At 45.8% G+C, this 24093-nt stretch carries 23 protein-coding genes; 18 read left to right on the forward strand and 5 right to left on the reverse strand.

Going from position 1 to position 24093, the window contains the following annotated elements; translation table 11 throughout:
• Positions 1–11: 11 nt before the first annotated feature.
• The 11 genes from GXP69_RS17960 to GXP69_RS18010 all read left to right on the forward strand — a co-directional run bounded on the left by GXP69_RS17960 (position 12) and on the right by GXP69_RS18010 (position 9829).
• Positions 12–614 carry an ExbD/TolR family protein gene (locus tag GXP69_RS17960; RefSeq protein ID WP_163916855.1) on the forward strand — a complete coding sequence of 201 codons (603 nt, stop codon included), beginning with the start codon at positions 12–14 and terminating at the stop codon, positions 612–614.
• Positions 615–636: 22 nt separating this feature from the next.
• Entirely contained in the window at positions 637–1161 is a 525-nt protein-coding gene (locus GXP69_RS17965; RefSeq protein ID WP_163916857.1) for an ExbD/TolR family protein, read from the forward strand.
• Between the two features lie 3 nt (positions 1162–1164).
• On the forward strand, positions 1165–1992 hold the full coding sequence (locus GXP69_RS17970) for an energy transducer TonB (protein WP_163916859.1): 828 nt from the start codon (positions 1165–1167) through the stop codon (positions 1990–1992).
• Positions 1993–2189: 197 nt separating this feature from the next.
• Complete coding sequence (locus GXP69_RS17975; protein ID WP_163916860.1) at positions 2190–3035, forward strand: energy transducer TonB; 846 nt, start codon at positions 2190–2192, stop codon at positions 3033–3035.
• Positions 3036–3162: 127 nt separating this feature from the next.
• Complete coding sequence (locus GXP69_RS17980) at positions 3163–3420, forward strand: hypothetical protein (RefSeq protein WP_163916862.1); 258 nt, start codon at positions 3163–3165, stop codon at positions 3418–3420.
• The gene (locus GXP69_RS17985; RefSeq protein WP_163916864.1) at positions 3410–4354 is read left to right on the forward strand and encodes a PstS family phosphate ABC transporter substrate-binding protein; all 945 of its coding nucleotides are present in this window, start codon (positions 3410–3412) and stop codon (positions 4352–4354) included. The genes GXP69_RS17980 and GXP69_RS17985 overlap by 11 nt, the downstream gene beginning before the upstream one ends.
• A gap of 56 nt (positions 4355–4410) precedes the next feature.
• Positions 4411–6057: a tetratricopeptide repeat protein gene (locus GXP69_RS17990; RefSeq protein WP_163916866.1), complete on the forward strand. Its 1647-nt coding sequence runs from the start codon at positions 4411–4413 to the stop codon at positions 6055–6057.
• Between the two features lie 879 nt (positions 6058–6936).
• Positions 6937–7824: a GTPase Era gene (gene era / locus GXP69_RS17995; protein ID WP_163916868.1), complete on the forward strand. Its 888-nt coding sequence runs from the start codon at positions 6937–6939 to the stop codon at positions 7822–7824.
• A gap of 69 nt (positions 7825–7893) precedes the next feature.
• Positions 7894–9207, forward strand: a complete 1314-nt coding sequence (der, locus tag GXP69_RS18000) for a ribosome biogenesis GTPase Der (RefSeq protein WP_163916869.1) — start codon at positions 7894–7896, stop codon at positions 9205–9207.
• 80 nt (positions 9208–9287) lie between these two features.
• Positions 9288–9476 carry a hypothetical protein gene (locus GXP69_RS18005; RefSeq protein ID WP_163916871.1) on the forward strand — a complete coding sequence of 63 codons (189 nt, stop codon included), beginning with the start codon at positions 9288–9290 and terminating at the stop codon, positions 9474–9476.
• Between the two features lie 173 nt (positions 9477–9649).
• Entirely contained in the window at positions 9650–9829 is a 180-nt protein-coding gene (locus tag GXP69_RS18010) for a hypothetical protein (RefSeq protein ID WP_163916873.1), read from the forward strand.
• 48 nt (positions 9830–9877) lie between these two features.
• Here GXP69_RS18010 and GXP69_RS18015 read toward each other — a convergent pair whose 3' ends face one another.
• Positions 9878–10447, reverse strand: coding sequence for a hypothetical protein (locus tag GXP69_RS18015; RefSeq protein WP_163916874.1), 570 nt, complete (start codon positions 10445–10447; stop codon positions 9878–9880).
• 191 nt (positions 10448–10638) lie between these two features.
• Between GXP69_RS18015 and GXP69_RS18020 the strand changes: the two genes are divergently transcribed.
• On the forward strand, positions 10639–11718 hold the full coding sequence (locus GXP69_RS18020) for a hypothetical protein (RefSeq protein WP_163916876.1): 1080 nt from the start codon (positions 10639–10641) through the stop codon (positions 11716–11718).
• Positions 11719–11722: 4 nt separating this feature from the next.
• Here GXP69_RS18020 and murQ read toward each other — a convergent pair whose 3' ends face one another.
• The 4 genes from murQ to GXP69_RS18040 form a co-directional block, all read right to left on the reverse strand.
• A complete protein-coding gene (gene murQ, locus GXP69_RS18025; RefSeq protein WP_163916878.1) occupies positions 11723–12538 on the reverse strand; it encodes an N-acetylmuramic acid 6-phosphate etherase in 816 nt (271 codons plus the stop codon).
• Between the two features lie 48 nt (positions 12539–12586).
• The gene (locus tag GXP69_RS18030; RefSeq protein WP_163916880.1) at positions 12587–13459 is read right to left on the reverse strand and encodes a hypothetical protein; all 873 of its coding nucleotides are present in this window, start codon (positions 13457–13459) and stop codon (positions 12587–12589) included.
• Between the two features lie 38 nt (positions 13460–13497).
• On the reverse strand, positions 13498–13767 hold the full coding sequence (locus tag GXP69_RS18035) for a cytochrome b5 domain-containing protein (RefSeq protein WP_163916882.1): 270 nt from the start codon (positions 13765–13767) through the stop codon (positions 13498–13500).
• 137 nt (positions 13768–13904) lie between these two features.
• The gene (locus GXP69_RS18040) at positions 13905–15143 is read right to left on the reverse strand and encodes a formimidoylglutamase (RefSeq protein ID WP_317164611.1); all 1239 of its coding nucleotides are present in this window, start codon (positions 15141–15143) and stop codon (positions 13905–13907) included.
• A gap of 144 nt (positions 15144–15287) precedes the next feature.
• Here GXP69_RS18040 and GXP69_RS18045 point away from each other — a divergent pair, with 144 nt between their 5' ends.
• The 6 genes from GXP69_RS18045 to GXP69_RS18070 all read left to right on the forward strand — a co-directional run bounded on the left by GXP69_RS18045 (position 15288) and on the right by GXP69_RS18070 (position 24083).
• Complete coding sequence (locus tag GXP69_RS18045; RefSeq protein WP_163916884.1) at positions 15288–17051, forward strand: AMP-dependent synthetase/ligase; 1764 nt, start codon at positions 15288–15290, stop codon at positions 17049–17051.
• A gap of 112 nt (positions 17052–17163) precedes the next feature.
• On the forward strand, positions 17164–17763 hold the full coding sequence (locus tag GXP69_RS18050; protein ID WP_163916886.1) for a hypothetical protein: 600 nt from the start codon (positions 17164–17166) through the stop codon (positions 17761–17763).
• Between the two features lie 216 nt (positions 17764–17979).
• Positions 17980–18414, forward strand: a complete 435-nt coding sequence (locus GXP69_RS18055; protein ID WP_163916888.1) for a MarR family winged helix-turn-helix transcriptional regulator — start codon at positions 17980–17982, stop codon at positions 18412–18414.
• A gap of 24 nt (positions 18415–18438) precedes the next feature.
• Positions 18439–20841 carry a 3-hydroxyacyl-CoA dehydrogenase/enoyl-CoA hydratase family protein gene (locus GXP69_RS18060; protein WP_163916890.1) on the forward strand — a complete coding sequence of 801 codons (2403 nt, stop codon included), beginning with the start codon at positions 18439–18441 and terminating at the stop codon, positions 20839–20841.
• A gap of 82 nt (positions 20842–20923) precedes the next feature.
• Positions 20924–22102 carry a thiolase family protein gene (locus GXP69_RS18065; RefSeq protein ID WP_163916892.1) on the forward strand — a complete coding sequence of 393 codons (1179 nt, stop codon included), beginning with the start codon at positions 20924–20926 and terminating at the stop codon, positions 22100–22102.
• A 187-nt stretch (positions 22103–22289) separates the two neighbouring features.
• Positions 22290–24083: an acyl-CoA dehydrogenase family protein gene (locus tag GXP69_RS18070; protein ID WP_163916894.1), complete on the forward strand. Its 1794-nt coding sequence runs from the start codon at positions 22290–22292 to the stop codon at positions 24081–24083.
• The last annotated feature ends 10 nt before the right edge of the window (positions 24084–24093 follow it).

The raw sequence follows: 24093 nt of genomic DNA on the forward strand, positions 1-24093 counted from the left end.
AACCAGATAAAATGCCTAAAGTAAAAGTAAAAAGAACGAACCCCTCATTGGACATGACGCCAATGGTGGACTTATTCTTCTTGCTGGTTACTTTCTTTATGTTGACTGCAACAGCCCGTCCTGACGAAGCTGTTATTGTAGACACACCTTCATCTGCTTCAGAAATTAAAATTCCGGATACAAACGTAATAACCATTACGGTTGACAAAAACGACAGAGTGTTTTTTGGCGTGGACGGACAGCAGACTAAGGCAGCATTGCTTGATAAAATGGCAGGCAAGTATGGGGTGAGCTTTACCGAGGAGGAGAAAAAGACGTTCTCTCTTCTGAGTAACTTCGGTGTACCGGTAAACCAACTCAAATCTTACCTGGCAATGGAATCAGATGCACGCAAAGAAGTAAACCAGCCGGGAATTCCAATTGACTCAACACGAAACGAACTTGGTGATTGGGTATTACAAACTCGTCTTACTAACCCTCAGGTGGTTATTGCCATCAAAGGTGACCAGGATGTGAGCTACCCAACTATTAAGCGCGTTATGGATATTCTTCAGGAGAGAAAGGTTAACAGATTTAACCTGATCACTGATATGGAGATGAAGCCAACGAACTAATAATTAGAAAGGAGATAAGAAAATGGCAGAAATGCAACAAAAGGCCGACTCTGGCGGCAAAGGCGGGAAAAAACGCGCCAAACGCCAGTCGACCAAAATTGACATGACACCGCTGGTAGACCTTGCCGCCCTTCTGATTACGTTCTTCATGCTTACTACAACCTTCAATAAGCCACAGACCATGGAAATTAACATGCCTGTGAAAGAAGATACACCTGATGAAAGAATAGAGCTTAAGGCCAGTAACGCTATGACTATTATTCTTGGCGAGAACGACAAGCTGTATTACTACTTCGGGTTGGCTGAAGATAATCCGGAATTGGTTGAGTCTAACTATTCAGCTGATGGTATCCGTAAAGTATTGGTATCTCCACAAGTTAAGTCTAACGACAAAATGACTGTGATGGTGAAGCCAATGGAAGGTGCGCGATACAAGAACATGGTTGATATCCTGGACGAATTGAAAATAACTGACACCAAGAAGTTTGCAATGGTTGACATTTCCGATGCAGATAAGCAATTGGTGCAACAAAAAATGGGGAATTAAGATATGGACGCAAGTAAGTTAGCAAAAGCATCGCTTGATGATATCGTCTTCGAAGGACGTAACAGAGCGTATGGTGCCTACCTGCTTCGCAGACTTTACAACAAGCATATCACGATTGCCGCAACTGTAGCAATCTTACTGTTCTTCTTATTCCTTAGCTTCCCGCTTATCAGTAAAATGATACAAGGAGATAAGGAGAAGGAACAGGTGGTAGAGCGAATTGTAACAGAAGTAGACCTGGCCCCGCCGCCGCCGTTGGATGAATCAACTCCACCGCCGCCACCGCCGCCACCAGATCTTCCACCACCGCCACCACCGGTACGTGCTCAAGTTAAGTACACGCCACCGGTAGTTAAGCGTGATAACGAAGTACGTGAGGAGGAAGAAATTCCGGATCAGGAAGTTCTGAAGGAGATTGACGCCGGTACAAAAACTGTAGAAGGTGTTAAGAATGCCCCACTAGACTTAGGTGATATCGATGGTACAAGCAATGTTGTTGCTGAAGTAGTAGAAGAGAAGCCTTATGAGTATGTGGAGCAGATGCCGGAATTCCCGGGTGGTGAAATGGAAATGCATAAATACATTTCGAAAAACATTCGCTATCCAGCCGCAGCTCAAAGAGCAGGTATCGAAGGCCTTGTTGTGGTATCGTTCGTAGTAAGCAGAACTGGTGAGATCTCTGAAGTAAAAGTACTGAAGGGATTGGGAGCTGGTACTGACGAAGAAGCGATCCGCGTAATCAAGTCGATGCCTAAGTGGAACCCAGGTAAGCAGAACGGCCGTGCAGTGCCAGTAAGATTTACCGTACCGGTTCGTTACACAATTCGTTAATAGCTTAGCTAGACAATAATAAAAGCCCGATCAGGAAACTGGTCGGGCTTTTTGATTTTAATAAAAATTGTTCGCCATGCATACTATTTGAAAGTTATTCCGTATATTCAGTTATCACTATTTAAAACTAAAACCATAAACCAACTATAGCATAAAATGAGTACGTGATAAATTGTTAAACTAAAACCCAAACAGCCATGAAAGAGAGCTATTTATTCGACATGACCCTGAACAACATTGTGTTTGAGGGTCGAAATAAAGCCTACGGTGCATACAATCTGCGAAAGGCTTATCACAGGCACATTGCAATAGCTGCTATTCTGGCAATAGCTATTTTTTCTGCAGCACTGATTGGGTCATTAGTAAACAGTATATGGGCTGGGGAATCTGATAAGTATGTGAAACCAACTTACATTATTAACGAGCCTATAGTTATACATTTACCGCCACCACCAACTGTTCCTGACCCAGCTCCCGAGAAAGCAGCGGCTGCACCCGCCTTTCCTGAAAAAGCGGAAGTAGCTACAGCAGCATATGCGGAAATGAAAGTAACGCGCGACGAATTGGTAAAACAGGAAGGCGAGCTGGCAAGCCAGGATGAATTGAGGGATGTTAATTTTGGTACCGCAAAAATAGATGGTATAAAGCCAAGTGAGCTTGATGCCGTTATACCAGCAGATGACTTGAACGGTATTGATGGAGGTGCAGAAGAACCAGCTCCAAACGCGGTATTTGAGAATGCGGAGATATTGCCTTCTTACAAAGGGGGAATGGATGATCTGATAAAATATCTCAGCAATAAATTACGCTATCCAGCACCAGCTCAAACAGCGGGTGTTGAGGGTATTGTAGTAGTTACCTTTGTAGTTGATCGAAACGGGGAGATAAACGATGTGAAGGTTTTAAAAGGGCTCGGCTTCGGTACAGATGAGGAAGCAGTACGTGTCGTAAAAAATATGCCGCGCTGGAATCCTGGCCGTCAGAATGGCCAACCGGTAGCAGTACGTTACACATTACCCATTAAATTTTCATTAAAAAAGTAGAAATCAGACTATAAATTGGAGGCAGAGGCTAAAAAAGTGTAAGCTTTATGGTCTCTGCTTTCAATTTTAATGTGATACCATTAACTTTAGTGATCAAAGAAAGCGTATGTTACATAGATAGCGTAACATGTTAAGACCAAAAAGAGAAAGACCTAACACAACTCAATTCGCCAAAGCCGTAAGAATTTTTGGCCTGCTGATGACGACTATGTACATGGTGTTTGGCGTATTTATCATATTCGCAGATGAATCCAGCCTTAACCTGAACATAACAGATAATGTGCGTTACATGCTGGGCGGTATTCTTATCCTCTACAGCATAGTGCGGTTTGTCAGACTATATCAGTCCAATTCTAACAAAGGCAGAAACAGGTATGAAGAGTAAAATTAATTTGGCCCTGCTTGCTTTCAGTATTGCAGCAGTGTCAGCGTGCGGTAACTCAGGTAATTCACCAACCGACACACCTACATCAGGTGCGATAACGATAAGCGTGGATGAGTCTTTTCAGCCGATTATAGAAACGCAGATCAATACGTTTGAGGGCATCTATAAATACGCCGATATAACAGCCAACTACAGACCGGAAGGGCAAGTGGTGCAAGAGCTTATCAATGATAGCACTAGGGTTGCAGTACTCTCGCGTGAACTAAATGCGGATGAAAATGCTGTATTCAAGAATAAGAACCTGGTACCGCGCGTTACAAAGATTGCGATAGATGCGATTGCCATTATAGTTAACCGCAATAACCCGGACTCTTTGCTAACGATGGAGCAACTGGGTAAGATCTTTAACGGCGATGTAACAAACTGGCAGGAACTTAACAAGAAGAGTAATCTTAAAAATATAGTGGTGGTATTTGATAATAACAACTCAAGTACTGCACGTTACGTTAAAGATTCGCTGATAGCTGATCATAAACTGCCTCAGAATACATTTGCATCAGATTCTCATAGCGCACTGATTGATTATGTGGCTAAAAACGAGAACGCAATAGGTGTAATTGGTGTTAACTGGATTAGTGACCTGGACGATACGACAGCCATTGGCTTTCAGAACAGAATAAAAGTAGTTGGGCTGAGCAGAGATCCTGCACCTGCTTCAACAGAAAACTATTATCAGCCGTACCAGGCCTATATTGCACAAGGAAACTATCTGTTACTGCGGTACCTCTACATTATCAGCACCGAAGGCAGAACCGGCCTTGGCACAGGTTTTGCAGCATATGTAGCAGGAGACAAAGGACAACGCATAATTTTAAAGTCTGGTTTAGTACCTGCCACCATGCCGGTTCGTATAGTTGGGCTTAACAATAATTAAGGAGAACCTTTTCTCAACAATAGTACACATACACATAACCTTAACAACAAATTAAAATGACGAACAACTGGAAGTATATCCTTCTGATGGCCACCGCTTTCCCGACTGCAGCTGCGTTTGCGCAGTCTGGTGATGCAGGAAAGAGAGCCTTAGACCTGGAAAGATATGAGGAGGCTAAGTCTATCTATAAAAAGCAGCTAAACGATAAAAATGCTGATAATGCGTACTATACGTTAGGTGATATTTATCTGAAAACTGATAAACTGGACTCTGCTGCTTACTACTTTAACCAGGGTCTTGCCAAGAACAAGAAATCGGCTTTAAACTTTGCGGGTTTAGGCAAATTGGCTATGGAGCAGGGTAACCGCGCCGAGGCTGAAAAGAACTTTGACCAGGCACTGAAGCAGAGCAAGTCTAAAGATGCAGCTGTACTTATTGCGGTAGCAGAAGCTTACATTAATGCTGACAAAAGAACAGAAGCTGATCTTCAGAAAGCAGTTGAGCATCTGAAGACAGCAGTGCAGCGTGATAAAAACAATGCAGCTGCTTATATTTTGTTAGGTGATGCACAGCTTGAGCTGAAGAAAGGTGGCGAAGCTATGACAGCTTATGATAACGCTATCCGTATTGATGCTAACAATCCGAAAGCTTACCTGAGAAGAGGCCAGCTGTATACACGTTCAAGAAACTATACAGAAGCTGAGCAGGCGTTCCAGAAAGCAACGTCTATCGATGCGAACTATGCACCTGCTTACAGAGACCTGGGCGAACTGTACTACTTTGCAGGCCAGTACGATAAAGCTTTATCTACTTTCCAGAAGTATGTAGACCTTGCAGAAAACACTCCTGAAACCAAAGCGAAATATGCATCTTTCCTGTTCCTGACAAAGAACTACGATAAGACCCTTGCCGAAGTACAGGAGGTGCTGAAGACAGATCCGAACAACACGGTTATGAACCGTCTGCAGGCTTACTCCTATATGGAATTAGGCCAGCCTGAAAAAGCGCTTCAGGCAATGGAAGGCTACCTGCAGAAAGTGGATAAGAGCAAGCTGATTGCTGAAGACTACGAATATTATGGTCGTATACTGAGCAAGAATAACCAGCACGCAAAAGCTACCGAGAACCTGCAGAAAGCAGTAGATATGTCTCCTGAAAAAGTTGAGCTGTATCAAGAACTTGCTAACGCTTACGCTAAAGCTGGTCAGTACGACAAAGCTGTGGCAGTATTTGATAAGAAGCGTGAGAGAACCGAGCCTTCTAACGCGGATTACTACTATGTTGGTAACATCTACATGCAAGCAGGGGCAGAAGCAAGAGAAGCTAAGAATGAGCAGAAAGCACTTGAGTACTTCAAAAAAGCTGACGAAACTTACGCAAACGTTACCACAAGCAACCCAACGTATGCATATGGCCACTATTGGAGAGCTATTGCCAATGCCAACATTGACTTAGATAACTCAAAAGGCCTTGCGAAGCCACACTTCGAAGAGTTTGTGAAGCTGGCAAGCGCAGAACCTGATAAGTTTAAAGCTGCTCTGATTGATGCAAACAACTACCTGGCTTACTACTATTATGATATTCAGCCAAACAGAGAACTGGCCGTAAAACATTACCAGGAAGTGTTGAAGTTAGATCCTGCGAATGCACAAGCTAAAACTGCACTGGCAGAAATCAACAAGACTCCAGCTAAAAAGAAATAAGTAATACTTCTTATACTTTAGAAAAGCCTGCTCAACCTGAGCAGGCTTTTTGTTTTTATCAGGACCACAGATTAAAAAGGGATTGGGTTGTTTACTATAGTTGCTTGCTATAGCTCCATAGTTGGTGCAGGTCCAACCATACCTAACCCATCAGAGCTACGCGCGCTACCTTCGAAATCGCTTCTCGGTAGTCTAAGGCGGGGAATTTTCTGCTACTACTATAGTTTGAGCTATAGTTTATAGTTGGCAATTAACCCACCCCAACCCCTCCCGAGAGGGGAATTGCTGCCATTGTTATAATTAAAGCTTTTGCTCTATAGTTACAGCCCACGAGCAGGCAGGCGCAGCCTGCCCCTTGGAACTACGACCACGAAAAGGCTACAGAACTATAGATATAGAATCAAACTATAAATTAGCTATCGAGTGATTTCAGTCTTTGGGTTGAGCGCCTTTGACTTGTTGCGGTGCCGTCAGGCAACACGAGCGCAGCGAGGGTAGCAAGAAGGCAGCCGCGCGATGCCCGAAGGCGGGGCCCCGCGGCCGTGAGCGCATCAAAGCAACTATAGCACTGTAGGCTAGTAGAGCTCCCTGGATTTGAGGTAAATATGAAAGGAACTGCTTGTGTCCAGTGGCAACTGTAGTTAGCTATAGTACATATAAGATCCTTCACAGCTACGCTGGCTCTTTTCGACTCTCGCCTCCAGAATGCTCAGGATGACAAAGAGAGAACTATAGTTTGTGATAGCTTACTCGTTTCACTCAAAATGACAAAACTATAAATGTCATTCAACCTAACTATCCACCTGTTACTCAATAATTCAGCTATTAGCGTGGGGTCTCGTAAAAAAGAAGTAATTTTGCATCCTTAAATTCGAAAGCATGGCAGAAACTCCGCACAAGGCTGGTTTTGTAAGTATAGTTGGCAAACCGAACGTGGGTAAATCAACGCTGATGAATGCATTGGTAGGCGAGAAGCTCTCCATTATCACTTCAAAAGCGCAGACTACGCGGCACCGCATCATGGGTATCCTGAACGGCGACGACTTCCAGATCGTGTATTCTGATACGCCGGGCATTATCAAACCACAGTATGCTTTGCACGAGTCTATGATGAGTTTCGTGCGTACCTCGCTGGAAGATGCCGATGTGATCCTGTTTGTGACTGATATTTATGAGAAGCACGATGAGGATGACGTGATCAAGCGCTTGCAGCATGCGCAGGTGCCTATTCTGTTGCTGATCAATAAAATTGACCAGGCTACAGAAGAGGAAGTGAAGGAAAAGGTGGCTTACTGGCAGGAGAAAATGAATCCTACGGAGATTCACCCGATTTCGGCGCTGCACAAATTTGGCTTGGATCAGTTATTTCAGCGGTTGCTGCACTATTTGCCGGAACATCCGGCATTTTATCCGAAAGATGAACTGACTGACAAGCCGGAACGTTTCTTTGTGTCGGAGATCATTCGGGAGAAAATTTTCCTGAACTATAAAAAGGAAATTCCTTACAGCTGCGAAGTAGTGATAGAGGAGTTTAAGGAAGAGGAAGAGATCATCCGGATCAGGGCCGAGATAAGTGTGGAGCGCAAAAGTCAAAAAGGAATTGTGATCGGTAACAAAGGCGAAGCACTTAAAAAAGTGGGCATGCAGGCCCGCATAGATATGGAAGAATTCTTCCAGAAAAAGATATTTCTTGATTTGTATGTGCGCGTGAACGAAAACTGGCGAACAGACCAAAAGCTTTTAAGGCGATTTGGTTACAGCGAGTAAGTAGGCGCATGTATTAAAGCTTCGGGGCAAGGTGCTCCGGGGGCACTTTAACTATTTTATACATTAATAATGTCGACTAACATTATTGCTATTGTAGGCCGCCCAAACGTGGGTAAGTCTACTTTATTTAACAGGCTTGTCGGACGCAGACAGGCTATTATGGACAACGAAAGCGGTGTAACCCGCGACAGAAGCTACGGCCACGGCGAGTGGTGCGGTAATTTTTTTACTGTTATTGATACCGGCGGCTACGTGCACGGCTCCGACGATATTTTTGAAGGTGAGATTAACAAGCAGGTAGAACTGGCTATAAAAGAAGCCGATGTAATCCTGTTTATGGTAGACGTGGATGCTGGCCTGACCAGCCTGGATGAAGAGTTTGCCAACGTACTGCGCCGCACCGATAAACCTATCTTCCTGGTTGCCAACAAAGCAGATACTAATGCGCGTGCACACCAGGTGGGCGAGTTCTATGCACTTGGAATTGCAGACGAGATTCATGCTATTTCATCGCAGAGCGGCTCCGGCACCGGCGACCTGCTGGACGAAGTGGTAAAGCACTTTAAAGATAAAGGAATTGAAGACCCGGATGCGGGTATTCCGAAAATAGCGGTACTTGGCCGTCCGAACGTGGGTAAATCATCGTTTGTAAACCTGCTGCTGGGCGTTGAACGCAATATTGTAACTGATATTGCGGGTACGACCCGTGATGCCATCCATTCGCGTTACAATGCCTTTGGGAAAGAGTTTATTATAGTTGATACAGCCGGTCTGCGCCGTAAGAGCAAGGTAAGCGAAGACATCGAGTTTTATTCTGTAATGCGCTCTGTTCGTGCACTGGAAGACTCAGATGTATGTATTGTAATGCTGGATGCTACCCGTGGTATTGAAGCGCAGGACGTAAACATTATTACGCTGGCTGAGAAGAACCGTAAGGGGATCGTAATTCTGGTAAACAAGTGGGACCTGATAGAGAAGGATACTAACTCAACCAAAGAATTTGAGGAAGAGATTCTGAGTAAGATTGCGCCTATCAAGTATGTGCCGGTAATCTTTACATCGGTGCTTACGAAGCAGCGTATACACAAAGCGATAGAAGTAGCAATGGAGGTATACGAGAATAAGAGGCAGAAAATCGCAACTTCGAAGCTGAACGATGCCTTGCTGCCGGATATAGAGCGCTACCCGCCGCCAGCCATTAAGGGTAAGTTTATTAAGATTAAGTACGTAACACAGCTGCCAACGCATAACCCAACGTTTGCGTTCTTTTGCAACTTGCCGCAGTACATTAAGGAGCCGTATACCCGCTACTTAGAGAATAAGATACGTGAACATTTCGGGTTTACAGGTGTGCCGATAAAGGTGCTTTTTAAGAAGAAATAAAAAATTTAAGCCGAAAGCATTACAGCATTAAAATATAGTTATATATTTGTAACTCGTTTTCAAAAAAACAACTAAACATCATGAAAAAAGTATTCGGTTTATTATTCGTTGCTGGTCTGTTCGCTTTCGCATCTTGCAACAACGCAGAAGAAACAGCTACTGAAGTTGAAACTACTGAAACTACAGTAGAAGAAACTGTAGTTGAAGACACTACTAATATGGAAGTTGACACTACTGCAACTCCAGTTGATTCAGTAGAGGTTCTTTAATCAGCAGAAGTAACCGCCCGGCGCATGGCCGGGGAAGAAAGCGGCTCTTGATTTTTCAGGAGCCGCTTTTATTTTATACAACTATATAGGATTATGTACGTATTTGGGTGAATAATTATTTAAGGTAACTATAGTTGCCGGTGATTTTAGACATCAACCAAAACAAATAGATTATGAAAAAGCCTATTTTTATGTTAATGGCAGCAGGATTATTTACATTCGCTTCCTGCGACTCACCTGCTGAGAACCGTGCAGAAGACAATGCAGAACAAATGGAAGATAATGCTGAGCAAGCAGCTGATGATATGGAAGATGCTGCCGATGATATGACAGATACTACTGAAGTTATGTAATTCTAGCATCTAACTAAAAAGGCGACCTAATAAGGTCGCCTTTTTAGTTTAAGCACCCAGCCGGCGCTGCATCAGGTTTTTGAGTAAGGCAAACAGGCGTTTAGGTGGCAGCGTACGCCAGTTTACCATCTCCAGCTTGCCGCCATAGTTCAGGTAATAATCCAGCCCATAGTTCTTCATTTCGCTGAGCACAAAATCCTGGAACCCGATGGCCACGATCCAGCCTTCTTCCACGTCCTCAAACCATTCTTCGTAGTAAGAATCGTCGGAGCCGTGGAAGTTAAACACATTCTCACCTATCAGGATAAAGTGCTTAATACCTTCGTTTACCATCGGGTCTATAACGTTACGTTTCAGTTTCATAATGTCGTTGTTGAGCGCATCATTCCACTCGCCTATAAACTCGATAATGGCAAAGCCAAGCTCATAGTCGGCAAAAAGGATCTTCAGAAACAGCGTCTCTGATTCAATATCGTCCCATTGCGGGTGTATGTAGTAGCCATAAATGGTATTAGTATACTGCGACAGGCTGTTTTCAGCACCAAATAGCGGCGAGCGCGGGTCTTCAGAAGCAGTGTATAGTTCCAGCCAGTTATAAAAAGGCTCAATTGTATGCATAAACAGAAAATCGGGTCGTTAGATAAAATAACACAGGTTAGAACATAAAATCAGCCGCTCCTGTTCATGGAATATACTAATGGTTTAAACTATAGTTGTATCAGTTAAGTATAGACTAAAAATAAAAAACTTACAGCATATAAACCCGAAATTATGCCGGTGCCTGCCGGTAATTTACCCTTATCCGCGTTATGTTGCCACGTAAACTATACTTTGTTTTTTTGCTCCTGCTTTTACTGGCCCACCCCGTGCTGGCCTCTAAACCAGATTACATAAAAGTTTACCACCCTGTGGTGCACGAAGCCGAAATGCTGGTGCTGAGCAAAGATTATAAAGCTGCTCTGAATAAATACAGACAGGCTTTTGATGCTGTGAACGAGCCCTTTGCCCGCGACTACTATAATGCTGCTGTATGTGCCGTACTGGCCGAAGATCAGAAACAGACATTAGACTTATTGGAAAAGCTGGTGCTGAAAGGAGTAGAGTTGCCTTACCTGGAGAAGCAGGAGGTGTTTAAAGGTCTGCATGAGACCAAGGCCTGGAAAAAATTTGTTAAGCACTATCCCAAAAACCGTAAGAAGTTCAGTCACCGCGCCGATCTGGATCTGAGAGCCGACCTGGATGAACTGTATGCCCGCGACAGGTATTTCAGATTTGCTGAAGGCGGGTTGCGCGTTTATGCGGATACGCTCCGTAAGATCGAGAACGAGAACGTGGATATCCTGCTTCGTACCATCGTAAAACGTGGCTACCCGGGCGAACGGCTTATTGGCGTAGGCGATACAATTGAGCAGTTGCCACGCTTCAGCATTGTGATAGAACGGCAGACTAAAGCAAAGAAAGGCTTTGATTTTGCACCTATATTGCAAGAGGCAGTGCAGCAGGGTAACTTGTTGCCGCAGGCAGCAGCCTATTTAATGGAAGCCCAGCAGGGCCAGCGAAACTATAGAACAATAGCTCTTGTAAAAGTATCCTGCACAAACCGGAAAGATTGTGAAGGCAATAAAAAACTAAAGCTGCTGAATAAGTACCTGGTAGAGAAAGTAAGCAATAAAGAAGAAGCTAACATTAATGCTCGCCGCACCGCTCTAGGGCTTGAGCCATTAGCCGACTACCGTAAAAAAGTACTCTATAGTTTGCAGGACAACCGTTTTAAGTTTGCCAATACCTGGTCCGTTAAGCATTATGTAGTGCCTAGCAGAGATGCTGCTGAAGTACTGACCGAGGGACATGAAATAGCAGATACTGCCTTATTTGCAGAAGAACTATAGTTTCTTACTCCTGCGTGCCGTTGCGGTAGGCTTCTATAGCGGCGCGCACACTTCCGAATTTCTGCAACATAGCAGCAGCTTCAGGCCGGCCTAACTGTAGTTCTTCCATTATCATGCGGGTACCGCGGTCTACCAGCTTCAGGTTTGATAGTTGCATATCTACCATCTTATTGCCTTTTACGCGCCCCAGCCGAATCATAGTAGATGTGGTAAGCATGTTAAGGACAAGCTTTTGTGCTGTGCCGGCTTTCATGCGGGTGCTGCCGGTTACAAACTCAGGTCCGGTAATAACCTCTACAGGATAATCGGCTTGTGCAGCAACGGCGCTGTCTGCATTGCAAACTATACAGCCGGTTGCTATACCATGTTCGCGGCAGGTTTTAAGACCTCCGATCACATACGGGGTGCGGCCGGATGCAGCAATGCCAACCACAATGTCCTTATCTGTTATGTTATGCTCCAGCAGGTCTTTCCAGGCCTGTTCCTCATCGTCTTCGGCAAACTCAACTGCTTTCCGGATCGCTGTATCGCCGCCAGCTATCAGGCCAATAACCATCCCGTGAGGCACTCCATATGTAGGCGGGCACTCTGACGCATCTACTACACCCAACCTGCCACTGGTGCCGGCCCCAATATAAAATAACCGGCCTCCCTGCTGCAGACGCTCTACAGTTGCATTTACCAGTTTCTCCAGCTGTGGAATTGCTTCTTCTACAGCCAGGGGCACTGATTTATCTTCCTGGTTAATGCTTTCCAGCAGCTGGCGTACTGGCATTTGCTCCAGGCTGTTGTAGTTCGATGCTGATTCGGTAGTAGACACTCGTATTAATTATGAATTTAGAATTATGAATTAGGCCGAAACTATAGTTTATTCATTGTTGGGTGCCCCAGACTTCTGTAGTAATTCCTGGTGGTATTTAATCAGACCTTCGCTCGGGCTTTGGATGATCGTACCGACCCGCAGACCATATTTTTTAGCTGCCGTTTTCAGGATGTCGGAAAAGTAGTAGGCAATGGAGCCAACAAAGTTTACAGGTAGCTCATCATGTCCGTCGTATTTAACCACATGCCTGTCAAAGAACAGCTCAAAGTTCTCGAAGATCATCTCTTTTATAACCGGATGCTTGCGCTTGTCGTGCATAAATTTGGCAAAGGTAGCCACATACCGGCTCGGGACTTCAGCGCTATAAAGGGTATCCAGGAAAGTGTCTTTTGAGAGCTGATAGGTGTTTTTAAGCGATTTTGCCAACTCTTCGGGCAGTTCACGGTAAAAGTAAGCCCGAAGCAGGAGCTTGCCTAAGTAAGCACCGCTGCCCTCGTCGCCCAGCAAAAATCCCAGCGATGGCACATTGTCTATTATCTTGTTGCCATCATAAAGGCAGGTGTTCGATCCGGTGCCTAGAATGCATGCAATGCCTGGCTTGTGGCCGCAGACTGCGCGAGCTGCACTCAGCAGGTCATGGTCAACGTGTATGTCGCTTTGCGGGAACAGGCGTGCCAGCGCATCAGAAACCCGCTTGTTACGCTCGGGTGAACTACAGCCTGCACCGTAAAAGTAGATAGCTGAAGGAGCTTTTTCTTTCAGCTGCGGCAGCAACGATTTTTCCAGTTCGGTGTATATGTCGTCGCTCTCCTGATACATAGGGTTAAAGCCAATAGTCTGCACATTTTGCAATACATCAGTAGTATTTAATGTATTCCAGTCTGTTTTGGTAGAACCGCTATCTGCAATAAGAACCATAGTTTATCTTTTACTTTAATATTCTGCCAGTTGTGTTTTTACATTTGGCTGGAGTCTTCAGTACGGTATACCGAGTTTTTCACCAGTCCGATCACTTCAAATTTATCAAAAACATACTCAGTATGCGGGGCATCTTTTAATTCTTCGGTCAGGTCCTGGCCGGCCCAATGTTCGTAGTGGTTGCCGGTGCGCCATAACCTCGACTTCCTGACATCATAAATTACGCCTTTATACGCTACCCATACTTCATCCCGGTCCTGGCCATTACGCAGGGCTAGTTGTTGTAAGGTATATTCTGGTAAGCTCATTTTATTGATTTGAAAATTTTGGAATTTGAAGATGATAAAGAGAATCTAGTGCTATGGTTTAAATTATAGTTGCAAACTATAGCAACCTCACAAAGTAAAGTACCTTAGATTTTTTGTGCATCTCCAAATCTGTAAAGTTACCCAATTCTTGCCTGGGTTAAAATCCAGCGGTTAGGTACTTCGCCGTTTGTGGCCTGCAGGTAATCTTCGTAGCTGCATGGTACTATGTGCGGCAGTTTGCCTTCCGTAAGCGACTCCACTTCCATCCACCACTTTTCACTCTGCTTACTTTTGTAGAATACCATGCGGTCGGGGTTCTCGTTAAAGGCTACCGCGTATTTTGTAAACTGGCTGCTGGTGAAAATAAGCTCGTTTTTGCGGTGGTAAAAGCCCTCAATAAAATACCAGATCATGGTCGCGATGGTCATGGAGGTCATGTCGCGGGTATCGAGGGCAGGGTTATACGCGTAAATTCCCAGTGAGGTCAGGTTGTCGTTCAGGCCGGCGTACCAGCATAGCTGGCAGGCTTCTTCGCCGGTCAGGCCAAAGGGGTTAGCAGGCTCATAGCCCGGCGCGTCCTGGTGGCGGATGGCGGAAATATCTATAGTTAGCAGGTCGGCCTGGCGCACTACCGGCTCCATTTCCTGCACATGCTTATGCACTTCGCCTACGCGGTAGGCTTCAAAATGTAGCTTTTCGAGGGTAGCCATTACCTCCGGCTCTACCAGGTACGACTGATATCCTATCTGGCCCAGGCTGAATAGATAGTTTGGCTCATGCATCAGGATCTGGCGCAGCTGTTTCTTGTTCGGCGTGGCATCCATGTCTTCGTCCATGTCCACGCTACTGTCTACAGTTACCATGTTCACTACACGCTCCAGGTGCTCGTAGCCCATAAACTGGCCATATTCCAGGTCGTGCGAGCCACCTATAATTACCGGTATGGTATTGTGTGAGATCAGCACTTCCACAATTTCTTTTATGCGCAAGTAGGTGTCTTCTAAAGTAATGCCAGGGCGCAGGTTACCCAGGTCTACTACTTTGCAGCTGCCGGTACCTTTGGTAAGGGTGTATAGTTTTTTGCGTACGGCACGGGCAGGGGCCAAGGCTGGCTCAGGGTTGTCGGTAAGGCCGCTTCCACGCATTTCGTTTACACCAAACAGTGCTATATCGGCAGAGCGCCAGTCCGGGAACTTGCTTACAAAGCGATTTATGTAGGCGCCCATAGTGCGGGGCTTGTTTAAAGCGGCAAAAATATCTTCGTTCAGCGGCTCAAAAAAAATCGACAGGTTCATGTGTAATGCTGCTTTTATAGTACGGCTGCCATAGTTGTAAGGGCTTATAGTTACGAAACCGGATAGCGTATAATATGGCACTCTAAATATAAGCCTAAATAAATATTTTGTGCGGCTGAAAGTAGCGTAAATGAAAAAAAATAAGTAAAATGCACTAACAAAGGCCTGTAACAGGCTTCCCTGTTCTGCAGATGCAGCAAGCAACCTTAATCAAACTACACTAACATGAGTATCACCCGTACTATTGATCTGTTGTCGCACCAGCTGGAGAATTACCCGCAACCTGATTGCCTTGTATCCAAAGTGAACGGGCAGTGGGTAAAGTATAGTACCCAGGATGTGCAGAACATGGCAAACCTTATGAGCCTTGGCCTGCTGAAGCTGGGCATCGGTAAAAACGACAAGGTCGCCATCATCTCCTTTAACCGGCCAGAATGGGTTTTTGCTGATTTTGGTATCCAGCAGATTGGTGCTATTAGTGTGCCGATGTACCCGACTATAACCGTAGAGGACTACCGCTACATTTTTAACGATGCTGAGGTAAAGGCCATCTTCGTATCCGACAGCGAACTATACAACAAAGTAGTTGCTGCCACTGATGGTATGGATAGCGTAAAGGAGATCTATACGTTTGATGAGGTGCATGGCGCCAAACACTGGAGCGAAATAGTGGAAATGGGCAAGCAGTCTGACCAGGCAGATGAGTTGAATCAAATGCGTGCTTCTGTTGCCCCTGACGATACCTTAACCATTATCTATACTTCCGGCACGACCGGCAACCCGAAAGGCGTGATGCTTACCCATGATAACCTGGTGAGCAATGTGCAGGGTACTGTGCCTTACGTACCGGTAAATAACACCCACCGCGCGCTTAGTTTCCTGCCGCTCTGCCATATTTTTGAGCGCATGCTGTTGTATCTATACATGCGTATGGGGGTATCTATTTACTATGCCGAAAGCATAGAGAAAGTAGCCGATAACCTGAAAGAAGTACAGCCGCACGTATTTACCACTGTTCCACGTCTGCTCGAGAAAGTTTATGACAAGATCGTGGCAAAAGGTATGGAGCTGACTGGTGTTAAGCGTAAGCTATTTTTCTGGGCACTGGAGCTTGGCCTTAAATATGATACTCAAACAGACCAGGGCTGGTGGTACAACAAACAACTGGAACTGGCAAATAAGCTTATCTTCAGTAAGTGGCGCGAGGCCCTAGGGGGTAACGTAATTGCCATCGTTTCAGGTGGTGCGGCACTGCAGCCACGCCTGGCGCGTGTGTTCTGGTCGGCCAACATCCGGGTAATGGAAGGTTATGGCTTAACAGAAACTTCGCCGGTAATATCTGTAAACCGTTTTGAGCCTGAAAACAACATGATCGGGACAGTAGGGTTGCCTATAGATGGTGTAGAAGTGAAAATCTCGGAAGAGGATGGTGAAATTCTAACCCGCGGACCGCACGTAATGAAGGGCTACTATAAGCGCGACGACCTGACTGCTGAAGTAATTGACAGCGATGGCTGGTTCCATACCGGTGATATCGGGGAGATGGTGAGTGGTAAGTACCTGAAAATTACTGACCGTAAGAAAGAGATCTTTAAAACTTCGGGTGGTAAGTACGTTGCTCCGCAGCCTATCGAGAATAAATTGAAGGAATCGGTAGTGATAGAGCAGGTTATGATTGTGGGTGAAGGGCAGAAGTATGCCGCTGCACTTATCGTTCCGTCGTTCCTTGGCCTGCAGGACTGGTGCCAGCACAAAGGAATTTCATATACTTCTGATGCCGAAATGATCAGAAAGCCGGAGGTTCTGGATAAGTTTCAGCGCGAGATCGATAAAGCAAACCAGGGACTGGCGCAGTACGAAACCATCAAGAAGTTTACGCTTATCCCAAACATGTGGACCGTAGAAACCGGTGAACTAACGCCAACCCTGAAAGTGAAGCGTAAAATCATCAGCGCAAACTATAGAAAAGAGATCGATAGCATGTTTTAAACTATTAACTATAGCTGTGTTATCTTTTAGCACAAGCTATAGATTGTTAAATCTTTTTTGTCATCCTGAGGAGTCCTGTCTATAGTTCGGGACTTTTCAGGATGATTTTTTTATGAAACAAACTATAGCTGCCATGTTCAGATGTTCATTTGTTTTCTTAGCTCTACTTTGTTTTGCCTGTAAGGAGCAAAAACAAGACAAAATTATAGTTGCTGATGATTTTGAGCCAGAAGAAACTAAGGTGCAAAGCGAAATTCATTTCGAAAAGATTACTTTCTCTGTGATGCAAGGGTGGAATAATGAGGAATATGACAAAGACTATGAGATTCGCAAGGATGGTACTTTCAATTATCGGTTAAGAAACCGGTATTGCTGTCCTATAAAAGCAAACTATACTGGTACACTAGACTCTTTAAGTATGAGTAAAGTACTTGCTGTGCTTGATTCGATTGATTTTAACACCCTAAAGTTTGTGAATTATGATGAAGAGCATGCTTCATTCTTCTCTATTGCATTTACGATGTTTAATGGGGAAGTGCGATTTAGAGGTGCTCTTGATGCTAAAAATAAGGGTAAGATTAGGGAGCTAGTAGAAATAGTAGAAGCTCAGGAACTGAGGAAGAGCGGGAATCATAAGTTTAGCACTGCTAAAGATGTTATAATTCCCCCGCCTAACTTTACGCCTAGCCAATCTTTACTCGATAGCTTATAACGATCATAGCCCTCCCTCACCAGAAGGGCTTTTTTATTAACGCCAACCATAGTTTCAAAACTATAACCAGTCCCGCCTGTTAGTTAACTATAACTATGCTTGTATGGTATATAATTTAACCTCAGTGGTTGCGCTGAAGGCTAAAGTAAATTTTTTGTTAAAAAGGTATGCAAGCATAACAATTTTGTTTATATTTGGTATACACCATGTATGACAATGAAGCCGGAAGAAACTGTAGACTATAACTTTAAAGTATGTTGGCACGCCATCTCGCGTATGTATAACACAGAAGCGACCAAGGCAGATATTACTACATCCATCGGATTTGTGCTGCTTAATATTGATCAGGAGCAAGGCACGCCCGCTACTAAAATAGCTCCTTTGCTTGGTTTGGAGGCTCGCAGCCTTACCCGCATCCTGAAGAGCATGGAAGAGAAGCAACTGATCTATAAAGTATCGGACCCAAGCGATAAACGCCTGGTACGCATCTTCCTTACGGAGAAAGGGTTGGAGAAAAAGGAGATATCGCGCCAGACGGTAAAACAGTTTAACCACAAAGTGCGGGAACAGATTCCGGACAAAGAGCTGGAAACGTTCTTTAAAGTGTGCAGCCGCATTCAGGGCATGATCGAGAATAAAGAGATATTTTAACCATAGACAACTATAAGCTATTCTATGAAGAGGATTATTAAGAAGGTAGCCGTACTTGGCTCCGGTGTGATGGGCTCGCGCATTGCGTGCCACTTTGCCAACATCGGGGTGCAGGTGCTGCTACTCGACATCGTACCAAAGGAATTGACGCCTGACGAAGAGAAAAAAGGCCTGACGCTGGAAAGCAAAGCTGTGCGTAACCGCATTGTTGATAGTTCGCTAAAAGCTGCTATCGCTTCCAACCCGTCGCCAATCTATCGTAAGTCAGATGCAAGCCTGATACAGACAGGTAACTTCGAGGACAACATGAAGGACATCACTACTGCCGACTGGACCATTGAGGTGGTAGTAGAGAACCTTAAAATAAAGAAACTGGTGTACGACCAGGTGGAGCAGCATCGCAAGCCTGGTACACTTATCACTTCCAACACATCAGGCATTCCGATTCACCTAATGTTGGAAGGCCGCTCTGATGATTTCAGAAAACACTTCTGCGGTACGCACTTCTTTAACCCGCCACGCTACTTAAAGCTTCTCGAGATCATCCCGACGCCTGAAACGGATCCGGCTATAGTTGATTTCCTGATGCACTACGGTGACCTGTACTTAGGTAAGACCACTGTACTGGCGAAAGACACACCAGCCTTTATTGCCAACCGTGTGGGTATCTATGCCATTATGCAGGGCCTGCAGGTAATGAACAAACTGGGCCTGAATGTAGATGAAGTAGACAGAATCTCCGGCCCTATCATCGGTCGTCCGAAGTCAGCTACTTTCAGAACGCTGGATGTGGTTGGTTTGGATACCTTAGCTAACGTAGCAAACGGACTTTACCAGACAGGCGAGAAAGATGAGTCCAGAGAGCTGTTCCAGTTGCCGGGCTACCTGCAGAAAATGGTAGAGAATAAGTGGCTGGGCGATAAAACTGGTCAGGGCTTCTATAAAAAGACAAAAGACGCGAAAGGCAAAACCGAGATCCTGACACTGGACCTGAACACGCTGGAGTACGGACCGAAACAACGCGCCAAATTCCAGAGCCTGGAAGTACTGAAGCCGATCGAAGACCTGAAGAAGCGTGTGAAAATGTTCTCTGGCCAGTCGGATAAAGCTGCACAATTCTTTAATGAGTCACTTTATGGTTTGTTCCAGTACGTGAGCAACCGCATACCTGAGATCTCCGACGAACTATACCGAATAGACGATGCCATGCGTGCCGGCTTTGGCTGGGAGCTTGGTCCGTTTGAGTACTGGGATGCCATTGGTGCCCGCGAAGGTGTGCAGCGCATGACCGAAGCCGGTTATCAGCCTGCGGCCTGGGTAGAAGAAATGCTGAACAGCGGCAAAGAGTCTTTCTACATTGTAGAGAATGGTCAGCGCCGTTACTACGACATCCAAAGCAAAGAATACAAAGCCATACCGGGTGCCGAGAATTTTATTATTCTGGAGAACCTGCGTGGCAACAACATAATCTGGAAAAACACCGGAGCAACTATAACTGATTTAGGTGATGGGATCCTGAACGTAGAGTTCCATACCAAAATGAACACCATGGGCGGCGACGTGATCATGGCACTCAACAAAGGTATTGACCTTGCTGAAAAAGATTTCCGGGGAATGGTAGTTGGTAACCAGGGAGCTAATTTCTCTGCCGGTGCAAACGTAGGCTTAATCTACATGTATGCCCTGGACCAGGATTACGATGAACTGAACATGATCATCCGCCAGTTCCAGAACACCATGATGCGCATGCGCTACTCAGCTATACCAGTCGTGGGTGCTCCTCATGGCTTAACGCTGGGTGGTGGCTGCGAACTTAACCTGCACGTCGACCACATACAGGCTGCTGCTGAGACCTACATGGGGTTGGTAGAGTTTGGTGTTGGTCTGATACCAGGCGGTGGTGGTACCAAAGAAATGACGCTTCGTGCTGCTGATATGTATGCCGACGGTGATATAGAGCTGAACGACCTGAAAAACGTGTTCTTGAACATTGGTATGGCAAAAGTTTCTACATCGGCTAAAGAAGCGGTTGACCTGGGCTTTATGCGCAAATCGGATGGCATAACTATAAACAGTAACCGCCTGATAGCCGATGCGAAAGCGCAGGCGATACTTTTGGCCGAATCTGGCTACACGAAACCGGTACAACGCACAGACATTAAAGTGCAGGGCCGGGGAGCATTAGGAATGTTCCTGACAGGTGCCAACGCTATGATGACAGGTCGCTACATGTCGGAGCATGACCTGAAGATCTCTCAGAAACTGGCTTATGTAATGTGTGGTGGTGACTTGTCTGCACCAACTGAAGTAAGCGAGCAGTACCTGCTGGACCTGGAGCGCGAAGCCTTCCTGTCATTAACAGGTGAGCGCAAAACATTGGAGCGTATCCAGAGCATCCTGACTACAGGCAAGCCGCTGAGAAATTAATGACTAATGAATAATGGGTAATGATTAAGCTCTTAACGAGAAATCAACAATCAACCATTTAACAATTTAGCAATTAGAAAATATGAACAATGCATATATCGTAGCCGGATTTCGTAGCGCCGTGGGTAAAGCGGGACGTGGCGGGTTCCGGTTCACCAGACCTGATGACCTGGCCGCCGATGTCATCAAACACCTTTTGGCTTCCGTTCCAAGCTTAGATCCGGAGCGTGTAGACGACCTTATAGTTGGTAATGCGGTACCGGAAGCGGAGCAGGGCCTGCAGATTGGCCGAATGATCTCCCTGCTGGCGTTGCCGATGTCGGTTAGTGGAATGACGGTAAACCGTTACTGCGGTTCGGGGCTGGAAACTATAGCCATTGCGGCCAACCGTATTTCGGCTGGTATGGCCGAGTGTATCATTGCAGGCGGGACGGAGTCTATGTCGCTCGTGCCAACGGTTGGCTGGAAGACGGTACCAAACTATAAAATCGCTAAAAACAACCCTGACTGGTATTTGAGCATGGGCTTAACTGCCGAAGCGGTAGCCGCAGACTATAGCGTTACCCGCGAAGACCAGGATGAGTTTGCTTATAACTCGCACCAGAAGGCTATTAACGCGATCAAGAATGGTTACTTTAAAGAGCAGATCGTGCCGGTTACCGTTGAAGAAACATACCTGGACGAGAACGGCAAAAAGAAGACGCGCACTTATGTGGTAGATACCGACGAAGGCCCACGTGCCGACACATCTTTGGAGGCGCTGGCGCGACTGAAACCGGTGTTTGCAGCGGGCGGTACCGTAACAGCCGGTAACTCGTCTCAGACCTCGGACGGAGCTGCCTTTGTAATCGTGATGAGCGAGCGCATGGTAAAAGAACTGAACCTGGAGCCGATTGCCAGACTAGTGAGCTATGCTTCCGGTGGTGTTGATCCACGCATCATGGGTATGGGCCCGATCGCAGCTGTGCCGAAAGCCCTGAAAATGGCTGGCATGACGCTGAACGATATCGACCTGATCGAAATGAACGAAGCTTTTGCTGCCCAATCTATCGCGGTAATGCGCCATCTGGATTTTGATCCGGATAAGCTTAACGTGAATGGCGGTGCAATTGCCTTAGGTCACCCGCTGGGTTGCTCCGGTGCTAAGCTAAGCGTACAGCAGTTCCACGAGCTCCGCCGTTTAGGCAAAAAGTATGGCATGGTAACCGCCTGCGTAGGTGGTGGCCAGGGTGTGGCTGGGATTTATGAATTGCTGAAGTAGCAGCACTCCATGGCGCGAGCGTCTTCGCTCGTAACGAACTATAGTTGGGCCTCTGGCCCAGTCGGATTACAAATCCGACCTTATAGGCAAGTCACGGATCACAGATCCGCGCCAGCGCAAGTGCCAATAAAATCAGCATAATTAAACTAACTAAAACAGTATCCAAAACCTTAAACATATCATTCCAATGGAAACTCAAAATAAAACCGCGATACTTAAAGGTGGTGAGTTCCTGATAAAGGAAACGAATCCGCAGGACGTATTTACGCCCGAAGATTTTACCGAAGAGCAACGCATGATGGCCCAGACCTGCCTGGATTTTGTGCAGGAAGAAGTGCTGCCTTTGCTTGACAGACTGGATAACCACGAAGAAGGCCTGATGGAGAACCTGATGAAAAAAGCAGGGGAGCTTGGCTTATTCGCAGTATCTATACCAGAGCAGTACGGCGGCCTGAACATGGACTTTAACACGTCACTGCTGGTTACAGAATCAGTAGGTGGTGGTCACTCGTTCCCGGTTGCTTTTGCGGCGCACACAGGTATTGGTACACTTCCAATTTTATACTTTGGCACTGAGGAGCAGAAGCAAAAGTACATTCCAAAGCTGGTGAGCGGCGAGTGGATGTCGTCTTATTGCTTAACAGAGCCAGGTTCTGGTTCGGATGCGTTGGCAGCTAAAACCAAAGCGGTACTGAATGAGGCCGGTACGCACTACATCCTGAACGGACAGAAGATGTGGATCACAAACGCTGGTTTTGCGGATGTATTCATCGTTTTTGCACAGGTAGATGGTGATAAATTCACAGGTTTTATAGTTGAGAAAGATTACCCTGGCCTGAGCTTAGGTAACGAAGAGCATAAGATGGGTATCAAAGGCTCTTCTACACGCCAGGTTTTCTTAACAGACTGTGAAGTGCCAAAAGAAAACGTGCTGGGAGAGATCGGGAAAGGCCATTTGATCGCTTTCAACATCCTGAATATTGGCCGTATTAAACTATGCGCTGCTACGTTGGGTGCTTCTAAAAAAGTAGCTGACCTGTCAGTTAAGTATGCCAATGAGCGCCAGCAGTTTAAATTGCCTATTTCTAAGTTCGGTGCTATCCGCCATAAACTGGCAGAGCAGGCAATCAGAATTTATGCTGTAGAATCGGCGCAATACCGTGCCGGTATGGATATTTACCGCATGGAGCAGGAACTGATGGCTGCCGGCAAAGACGAGAACGAGGCATTACTTGGTGCTGCGAAAGAATTTGCCGTGGAATGCGCTATGCTGAAAGTAGAAGGCTCTGAAGTGCTGGATTATGTGGTAGACGAAGGCGTGCAGATCTATGGTGGCTATGGCTTCTCAGCTGACTACCCAATGGATCGCGCTTACCGAGATTCACGTATCAACCGCATTTTTGAGGGCACCAACGAGATCAACCGCATGCTTACCGTGGACATGATTCTGAAGAAAGCCATGAACGGTGAACTTGACCTGATGGGACCTGCGCAGAACGTGCAGAACGAACTGATGGCTATTCCAGATTTTGGTGCGGAAGAAGAAGGCGGCTTATTTGCTGCAGAATATAAAGCTATCCGTAACCTGAAAAAGGCTATTCTGTTAGTAGCAGGCACAGCCGTACAAAAGTACATGCAATCACTGGCAAAAGAGCAGGAGATCCTGATGACCATTGCAGACATGGCGATTAAAACCTATGTGGCAGAGTCTACGGTGCTGCGCGTGGAGAAACTGGTGAGCAACAAAGGTGAAGAAGCTGCTGCCAACCAGATTGATATTGCTCGAGTGGTGGTAAATGATGCGGTAGATGCGTCGTTTATAGCTGGTAAAGACGCCATTGCAGCTATGGCTGAAGGCGATGAGCAGCGACTGTTGTTTATGGGCTTAAAACGCTTCACCAAGAAAGATCTGTACAATACAAAAGACGCCCGTCGTCGTATTGCAGCAGCGCTTATCGAAGCAAACGAATACGTTTATTAACTTCTGACAA

This window comes from Pontibacter burrus, assembly GCF_010686685.1.
In the GTDB taxonomy this organism is placed as follows: domain Bacteria; phylum Bacteroidota; class Bacteroidia; order Cytophagales; family Hymenobacteraceae; genus Pontibacter; species Pontibacter burrus.